The 267-nt window shown below is 52.1% G+C and carries 1 protein-coding gene; it reads right to left on the bottom strand.

Going from position 1 to position 267, the window contains the following annotated elements; translation table 11 throughout:
* The coding region (locus tag SB725_RS31610; RefSeq protein ID WP_410923379.1) for a cation:dicarboxylate symporter family transporter at nucleotides 1-267 on the bottom strand (267 nt) is incomplete at both ends.

Below are 267 nucleotides of genomic sequence, written 5' to 3' on the forward strand. Positions count from 1 at the left end.
TGTTACCGCCTCTTGGGTAGGGACAGTATTCCTGTATACACAGGTATCCAACTGCTTGGTAACCTTGCTCGTAATTAATCCTGCTGTCATGCTTCCACTTACGTGCACGGCTGTGCGTGCCATATCAATCAGTGGCTCAATGGATATTAACAGCCCGACCAGAGCAACAGGCAGGTTCATCGTGGACAGCACAATCAGTGCCGCGAAGGTTGCGCCCCCACCCACGCCTGCAACCCCAAAAGAACTGATGGCTACGACAGCAATAAG

The organism is Pseudomonas sp. SIMBA_041 (assembly GCF_046535095.1).
Classification (GTDB): Bacteria; Pseudomonadota; Gammaproteobacteria; order Pseudomonadales; family Pseudomonadaceae; genus Aquipseudomonas; species Aquipseudomonas mucoides.